Annotated in this window: 3 protein-coding genes; 1 reads left to right on the top strand and 2 read right to left on the bottom strand. The window is 26.3% G+C overall.

The window, feature by feature from the left end; translation table 11 throughout:
• Window positions 1-104: 104 nt before the first annotated feature.
• On the bottom strand, window positions 105-635 hold the full coding sequence (locus ACMOUI_RS06615) for a transposase (protein WP_418964937.1): 531 nt from the start codon (window positions 633-635) through the stop codon (window positions 105-107).
• Window positions 636-731: 96 nt separating this feature from the next.
• On the bottom strand, window positions 732-1,103 hold the full coding sequence (locus tag ACMOUI_RS06610) for a transposase family protein (protein WP_418964936.1): 372 nt from the start codon (window positions 1,101-1,103) through the stop codon (window positions 732-734).
• Window positions 1,104-1,315: 212 nt separating this feature from the next.
• On the opposite strand from ACMOUI_RS06610, the gene istA reads away from it, so the two are divergent.
• Window positions 1,316-2,166, top strand: an 851-nt coding sequence (gene istA / locus ACMOUI_RS06605; protein WP_418964935.1) for an IS21 family transposase, incomplete at its 3' end; no start/stop codon positions are given.

Below are 2,166 nucleotides of genomic sequence, written 5' to 3'. Positions count from 1 at the left end.
GTCCTAAATGTTATTTTACACTCTCTTGCAATTGCTCTTTTTAAAAATCCTTTTTTATGAAGCTCCCTTACTTTATCAATTAATTTCTGTTTTTTCTGTTTTTTTCAAATTAATATAACTTTATTTTTCTGATTTTCAATTTCTTCTTGAGACATATTTAAATATCTTTTAATAGTTCTGTACTGTAAGTTAAAGATTTTTCCTATAGAACTATAATTATTCCCATCGGCATGCATTTTCTTAATTCTTTCAATTAATTCCCATTCATTGTCATATTGGTACTTAGTTTTTATTAAAGATTGATTAATACTTATTTTCCCTTCATAAAAAAAGCCATCTATTTCTAATAATTTTGGAAGTTTTCTCATTAAATATTCTTTTAAGTAATCACATAAATTTTTAACCAAATGAAAATAGTCACTTATTTGAATCGCATTAGGATGGCTTTGAGAGATTGCTTTAGCATAAGTATAACTTCCATCTCTATTAAAAATTTTTATATTCTTAAATTTTTTTAACCATTTAGTCACTTCATCGAGTTCTCTAGATTCTATTAAATCAATTATTTTTCTAGTTTCCATATCAATTAAGACACTTCCGTATGTATGCCTTTTTTTTAATGCAAAATCATCAATACATACAATTTTAGGCTTAGAATAATCAATTTCTATACTATCTTTTTTTTAAGATGTTGTATATAGTGCTTTTATCTACATTGACAACATTTTTTCTTAATATATTATACTAGCATTAATAGAGCTTACTCTCATAGATAAATCTATAATATACTTTATTAATCTCTTTGATTTTTTAGATTTGAATTCAATACAATTAAAGTTTTCTGAAAAAGTTGTCTTAGAACATTCTTTATTTTCACAGATAAACTTTCTATTTTTTATTATAATAATAACTTTTTTATCTTGTATAGGAAGATCTTGAAAGCTACGCGTATAATATGAGTGTAATTTTTTAGACTCTTTAGAGCAATATGGACACTCAACTGAGATTCGATTAGAAATTACAGTTATGTAAACAGTATCTTCTATTATTTCATGTGTTACATACTCTAAATTACTATCTAAAAATTTAATTATATTATTCATATTCAGGATCTCCTTAAAATCATTCTTTGAGATTAGTATACCACATATTTCAAACTAAACCAACTAACCCTGGAAAGAACCATAAAAAGACAGCAGAAATGCAACTTAAAAAAGCAACACTTAGCATAAAAAAAGAGACCATTGACAAATAACCAAAATAACACTTTAATAAGTTAGACGACCAAATCTAATTATTAAGGAGTGTATAAAGGATGTTGCCAATGATCAATAAATATAATATCAAAACTATGTGTTCTATTCAAGGAAAATCTTTAAGAGAAATTGCTAGAGAAACTGGACATACTTTTAGAACTGTTAAAAAATATGCCTTAACTGAAGATTTTTCAGATAAAATTATTAGAAGACCAGAAGTAAGTTCGCTTGATCCATTTAAAGAAATAATTAATCAGTGGTTGATTAGTGATTTAGGTTCTCCTCGAAAACAGCGACATACTGCTAAAAGAGTTTTTGAAAGATTATGCGAAGAATTTTCGGATACTTTTAATATTAGCTATAGAACAGTTTGTAAATATGTGAATGAAAAGAAAAAAACTTTAAAAGATTTCTCAAATAAAAATATAGGACTTCTTTCATTAACTCATTTACCTGGAGAAGCTCAGCTTGACTTTGGTGAAACGCAGTTTTCTATGAATGGAGAACTAATAAACGGTTATCATTTGGTAATTTCTTTCCCATATAGCAATCATTCATACGTTCAAATTTTTCCGAGTCAAAATCAAGAAGCTCTATTTCAAGGTATGAAAAATATATTTGATCATATTGGAAAAGTACCAAAAGAAATTTGGTTCGATAATATGTCTACTGCTGTTGTTCAAATAAAAAAAGGAAAAGAAAGAAAACTAACAGATAGATTCACTCAATTTATGGTTCACTATGGATTTAAATCAAAGTTTTGTAATCCTGCAAGCGGGAATGAAAAAGGACATGTTGAAAATAAAGTAGGGTATACTCGAAGAAATCTATTCGTACCTGTTCCTAACTTTGATTCTTTAAGCAATTTTAATAAAGAATTATTAATAAAATGTGAGCAAGATTCTAATAG

It is taken from the genome of Cetobacterium sp. (assembly GCF_048470075.1).
Taxonomy (GTDB): domain Bacteria; phylum Fusobacteriota; class Fusobacteriia; order Fusobacteriales; family Fusobacteriaceae; genus Cetobacterium_A.
The sequence above is the reverse complement of the archived record's forward strand: the minus strand, read 5'-3'. Positions and strand labels throughout refer to the sequence as shown.

What these genes read in the sequence shown, in the direction of transcription:
- ACMOUI_RS06610 (WP_418964936.1), bottom strand. Translation starts at nt 1,103, where the DNA reads ATGAATAATATAATTAAATTTTTAGATAGTAATTTAGAGTATGTAACA.